This window comes from Limnofasciculus baicalensis BBK-W-15 (assembly GCF_024178385.1).
Lineage (GTDB): Bacteria > Cyanobacteriota > Cyanobacteriia > Cyanobacteriales > Coleofasciculaceae > Limnofasciculus > Limnofasciculus baicalensis.
This window is the reverse complement of the sequence record NZ_JAMZMM010000423.1, coordinates 1-4,658: the sequence shown is the minus strand read 5'-3', so window position 1 is coordinate 4,658 and position 4,658 is coordinate 1. Positions and strand designations below refer to the sequence as shown.

The 4,658-nt window shown below is 41.3% G+C and carries 8 protein-coding genes; 7 read left to right on the top strand and 1 reads right to left on the bottom strand.

The genetic code is table 11. The annotated features are described in order from the left end of the window. On the bottom strand, positions 1 to 415 hold a 415-nt coding region (locus NJ959_RS25845; RefSeq protein WP_254014630.1), incomplete at its 3' end, for an LptA/OstA family protein. A 346-nt stretch (positions 416 to 761) separates the two neighbouring features. Here NJ959_RS25845 and NJ959_RS25840 point away from each other — a divergent pair. The 7 genes from NJ959_RS25840 to NJ959_RS25810 all read left to right on the top strand — a co-directional run bounded on the left by NJ959_RS25840 (position 762) and on the right by NJ959_RS25810 (position 4,428). Then, complete coding sequence (locus NJ959_RS25840; protein WP_254014629.1) at positions 762 to 956, top strand: GIY-YIG nuclease family protein; 195 nt, start codon at positions 762 to 764, stop codon at positions 954 to 956. A 2-nt stretch (positions 957 to 958) separates the two neighbouring features. Further along, a complete protein-coding gene (locus tag NJ959_RS25835) occupies positions 959 to 1,174 on the top strand; it encodes a DNA cytosine methyltransferase (RefSeq protein WP_254014628.1) in 216 nt (71 codons plus the stop codon). Between the two features lie 196 nt (positions 1,175 to 1,370). After that, positions 1,371 to 2,240: a class D beta-lactamase gene (gene blaOXA, locus NJ959_RS25830; protein ID WP_254014627.1), complete on the top strand. Its 870-nt coding sequence runs from the start codon at positions 1,371 to 1,373 to the stop codon at positions 2,238 to 2,240. After that, the gene (locus NJ959_RS25825) at positions 2,237 to 2,812 is read left to right on the top strand and encodes a hypothetical protein (RefSeq protein WP_254014626.1); all 576 of its coding nucleotides are present in this window, start codon (positions 2,237 to 2,239) and stop codon (positions 2,810 to 2,812) included. The genes blaOXA and NJ959_RS25825 overlap by 4 nt, the downstream gene beginning before the upstream one ends. A gap of 135 nt (positions 2,813 to 2,947) precedes the next feature. Next, positions 2,948 to 3,634, top strand: coding sequence for a hypothetical protein (locus tag NJ959_RS25820; RefSeq protein WP_254014625.1), 687 nt, complete (start codon positions 2,948 to 2,950; stop codon positions 3,632 to 3,634). A 111-nt stretch (positions 3,635 to 3,745) separates the two neighbouring features. After that, positions 3,746 to 4,063: a hypothetical protein gene (locus tag NJ959_RS25815; protein ID WP_254014631.1), complete on the top strand. Its 318-nt coding sequence runs from the start codon at positions 3,746 to 3,748 to the stop codon at positions 4,061 to 4,063. Then, on the top strand, positions 4,060 to 4,428 hold the full coding sequence (locus NJ959_RS25810; RefSeq protein WP_254014624.1) for an aspartyl protease: 369 nt from the start codon (positions 4,060 to 4,062) through the stop codon (positions 4,426 to 4,428). Before NJ959_RS25815 ends, NJ959_RS25810 begins: the two co-directional genes overlap by 4 nt. Positions 4,429 to 4,658 lie beyond the last annotated feature (230 nt).

The window sequence follows — 4,658 nt, the reverse complement described above, 5'->3', positions numbered from 1 at the left end:
GATAAATTGATTCTACCTGCTGATTAGCACTTGGCTCGGCGACAAAGCGATTTTCATCAAGCAAGTAGGTGACAACCTCACCGCGTATACTATTCCCCTCTTGCAAAACGTAGACATTGCCTGTGAGAATGATACGGCGATCGCGATCGAAATATTGAGCTTGGGCTGCGGTGGCTTGAATTTGGCGGGCGGGATATTCCATTTGCACCCTGCCTCTGGCTGTAAATACTCCTGTTTGGGTATTGGCTTCTTGGATATCGGAACGGATAATTAGGGCGCGTTTATCGTTAGTTTGAGCTTGGGCGTTTTGCTGGTGTGGGGGAAGTGCGATCGCGCCTACTAAGGCGAGTGGTAGGATTAAGCCTAAACTCAGGCGTTGTTTTAAGTTAGTGGTGAGTTGAGCGGGGAATTTCATAAATTTTATCGATGACGAGTTTAATATCAATGTGGATAGTTTACGCCAAATCCCGCAGGAGGGTATAGATTTGCTCCTGACTGGGATAATGGTAGCTTGTTGCTGGCAGTTGCTAGGTAGTTTGACGCTTGATTAGCGATAAAGGTTTCTGTTGCCCAGTTTAAGGTACTTCACAACCTTGGCAGTTTGCGCAGGAATATCAGAAGATGACTATAGTCGAGCGAATTAAGAATCACTAAGGAATGGAGAATATAATAGCTCAACCGAGCTGTTATCTGCTTATGCGATCTTCACTATGTCAATATGAAATAGTTCATCTCTTTGGAGTTAAGTAACTTTTACAACAATGCAGTCCACCTCCTTTGATAAAAATAAGCACTTATACAAAAACGAAGCCTTTAGTGAAATTGTCAAAGATGCAGTCAGATTCTTTAACGGTACACCTGTTCATCCCCTTCCACCTCCTCAGATTTTTCTGGGCACAGGGGTTTATGCTCTATTTGCAAATATTGAACGTCATCTGAAAAGCATCGGGGGATAACCATGAATTCCCTTGAACTATTCTCTGGCGCAGGTGGTTTGGCAAAAGGGCTTGAATTATCAGGCTTAAAACACACGGCACTTGTCGAGATTAATCAAAATGCTTATGCCTCTCTTTGTGAAAATTTCGAGCCAACAAAAGTTTTCTTTGGAGATGTCAGAGACTTCAATTTAGAAGTATTAGACAATATCGATATTGATCCCTTGGTTCATTGCTAAGGTTGTTAGCCGATTCTGACACAACAACCGCGATACAATTAGATGTTGTGCTGCAAAAGTATCGGTTGGGGCAATGGAGGGAAAGATACCTGTTTGTATTTGAGATTTAGAAGTTACCGCATTTCAAGTTCAGAAATCAGAACTTCTGTCAGTGTAGTTCAAGGCTGCTGATGATTTCACTAGCTAACGGAAGACTATGAACCGAATAGTACGTTTGACAATTATTACTCTTGTTTCGTTTATCTTGATTGTCTCAATCCTATCTCACAGAATGGAACCAGGATTAACTACGCCAAAATCAATAATTGAGACTTCGCCACCGATAAATGTTGTTCAGAAGATGGATTTGGGAAGACACTTCCAGGATTTGGGGGTTGAGGGTTCAATTACGATTTATGACTTGAAGAGCGATCGCATTTTTCAGCATAACCCACAACGGAATAGAACAGCATTTCCAGTTGCATCGACATTTAAGATTCTCAATTCCCTAATTTCACTGGAAACTCAAGTCATTTCCGATGAAATTGCTCTTCTCACTTGGGATGGCATTACTAGAGAGTTTCCAGGATGGAATCGGGACTTGAATATGAGAGAAGCGTTCAAGCTTTCCGCTGTTTGGTTTTATCAAGTGTTAGCCCGTCGAGTTGGGTATGAAAGGATGGAAAAATGGATAACTCAGGTAGGTTACGGGAACGAACAAATTGGCGATAAAGATGATATCGATCGATTTTGGTTAAATGGACAACTCCAAATTACACCTGAAGAGCAAATTGAGTTTCTCCGTCGTCTCTACCAAAATAAACTACCATTTTCCGATCGCAGTCTCTCTATTGTCAAAGATATTATGATTGTCGAGAAAACTCCAAACTACACAATCCGTGCCAAGACAGGTTGGTTTGGTTTTGGCGACGATCGCAAACAGCAAATCGGCTGGTATATTGGTTATGTGGAGAAAGGAGATAATGTTTACTTTTTTGCTACCAATATTGATATTCGCAATGAGAAAGATCCAGCAGCTAGAATAGAGTTGACACGTCGCTGTTTTCAAGATTTAGGAGTGCTATGAGTCAGGAGATAAATTGCCCAAGTAGCCAAACACAGGATATTGAATCAGCAATGAATCGCCAATTTGCTGCTCGAGTCCATGAAATAAAACCAATTGAGCTGGTGTTAGCAGATGAATTTATACTATTAGTAACGCTAATGTTCGATGAGATTGGTTCAGTTTATTCTTACCGTCGGGATCTTTGGGAATACTATCGTCATTTTGGTGCGGCAATTCAAAAAATTGGACACCATTTGGTTAAAGATGAAGGAATGCACTTCAACAATGCAGCAGAATTACTGTTAACCCACCACCATCACCGATTAGGCGAGGTGAAGGAATTGCTGGAGCAGATTTCTGCTTTAGAGAAGAGTTTACAGAAATACCATAAAACTTTTTTTCTTGACCACGCTCAGGAACAGTACAGGTTTCCCCCACAGTTTAACTCGGTGCTGATTCGGTTAATTCTATCCCGACTAGGAATCGGACAGCAACCGAATCAATTAGAATTACAGGAACTATGGCAATGGGTTCCCAGGGGATATCAATTAGTGCCAATCTTTCCGGAAGGTTATCCCAATTTTATCAAATAGTGCTACAAATTTACCCCCCCTTAATAAGGGGGGAGTAAGAAAGGCATTTGTAGCAAGTATTTGGAAAATTAAACCAATTTAGATGCGCCGCAGCTTAGTGCTATACCACGACAATTCCGTTATCAGTTAAAACAAATGTACGATTATCACGCTATTTTAAAACGGGTAGGTGTTGTGCTAATCGCGGTTGGAATTCTCGATATCGCCTATTTTTTCTATTACATATCACAGGATGAAATATATTCATCAGGCTGGAATTTAGCTCCAAGTCGTCCCTTCACCTCGCACGGTTTATTTATAGTGGTATTGGGTATCTTGCTGCTTAAGGGTAGCCTCCGTATGGTTTCCCTCATCACATGGATTGCAGCTTTCGGGATCTCTAACTTCAGTACCGACTTAATACTACTTCCCTTTTTGTATCCAGCCGCACTCTGGGTAACTAAATTTCGCCTCAATCCAGTTGAACTTTCTCTGTCAATTTTAGTTAAAATTATCGCGATCGCACTTTGCTGTTGGCTCTACAAACAACTCCGTGCTGCACCTGTAGTCTCGGCAAGTTTGAGATGCGGTAATTCTACCTCAACTCCGAAGTTGGCATTTATCCTTGGAGTTGCGATCGCAATATTACTTGCTAGCCTTCTACACTTCACGCGAAGTAGCGCGGCTGGGGTTCACGCGGTAGAGTTAGCGCGATCGCAATACGGAAACAATTATCAGTATCATCTCACAGCCATGAGCCGCTCGAACGGGAATATATTTGCCCGCCTCATCGCATACAATGAAAATGAGATCAAACCTTTTCGGGTAGAATGGCAGGAATAATTTAATATAATAGATTTAGCAGGGTTAATATAATTTATCATTCAGCCGTCCAGATTTGATTTAAAATTAACATATGGAAAATCAAGTATGAATCCCAAACCAGAAACAACCATGACTCAAAAAGCGATCAAACACCCCATCCGTCGGGGTAGAATATTTCCAGAATACACTATAGCGCCAGAAGAATTAGCCAGACGTAAGGCAGAAAGAGAGGCGCGTTATCAACTTTGTCGCCCAGTGTTTGAACGAGTGCGAGATGAGTTAATTCCTGACCACTATAATTGGTTTATGATTATTGAGCCGAATAGTGGTGATTATTTCATCGATCCGGATGAAGATCTTGCCATCCAAAAATCACGTCAGAAGTATCCTTCTGGTAAGCTGGGCATTTTCCGGATTAATGAAACAGGAGCCTGTGGTAAAATATGATTTCAGGTATGTTTGGTGATATTGGTGAGCTATTTTTTGAAATTGATTTAATTGCCGCTGATGGTGATATATTGCAAGTTGATGCGCTCCTAGATACAGGGTTTACCACGGGCTGGTTAGCCATGAATATTCAAGATTTAGATAGCCTGGGTTGGAATATCATAGATTTAGATCGAACTATGCAAACAGCACGAGGAGAGCAGTTTTTTGATATTTATGAGGGAAAATTGCTATTGGATGGAATTGAATACACAATTCCCGTTCATGTTGGGGAAGAAATTCCTGAACCTTTGCTGGGTTTGCAGTGGTTGAGAAATATGCGGTTGGTGGTAGATGCGGCTGAGGAAATATTGACACTGGGTTAATGTAGTTTACGATTTGATTGTTTACCCGAAAACCAGCCGTAGAATTAATTCTACGGCTAATAGCTCAAGTCCATTAAAATGGACTGAAATTCTGATACCAGTCAGTTTTAACTGACTTAAGCTATTAGGCAGTGGTTTAAACCACCGCCGGGTTATCGCTACTGCTGCAAGTTGTCCGAAAACCCGACAGAGAATAAATTCTCTGTCTCATAGCTTAAGTCCGTTAAAAC

What these genes read in the sequence shown, in the direction of transcription:
- NJ959_RS25815 (WP_254014631.1), top strand. Translation starts at nt 3,746, where the DNA reads ATGACTCAAAAAGCGATCAAACACCCCATCCGTCGGGGTAGAATATTT.
- NJ959_RS25820 (WP_254014625.1), top strand. Translation starts at nt 2,948, where the DNA reads ATGTACGATTATCACGCTATTTTAAAACGGGTAGGTGTTGTGCTAATC.
- NJ959_RS25810 (WP_254014624.1), top strand. Translation starts at nt 4,060, where the DNA reads ATGATTTCAGGTATGTTTGGTGATATTGGTGAGCTATTTTTTGAAATT.
- blaOXA (WP_254014627.1), top strand. Translation starts at nt 1,371, where the DNA reads ATGAACCGAATAGTACGTTTGACAATTATTACTCTTGTTTCGTTTATC.
- NJ959_RS25840 (WP_254014629.1), top strand. Translation starts at nt 762, where the DNA reads ATGCAGTCCACCTCCTTTGATAAAAATAAGCACTTATACAAAAACGAA.
- NJ959_RS25825 (WP_254014626.1), top strand. Translation starts at nt 2,237, where the DNA reads ATGAGTCAGGAGATAAATTGCCCAAGTAGCCAAACACAGGATATTGAA.
- NJ959_RS25835 (WP_254014628.1), top strand. Translation starts at nt 959, where the DNA reads ATGAATTCCCTTGAACTATTCTCTGGCGCAGGTGGTTTGGCAAAAGGG.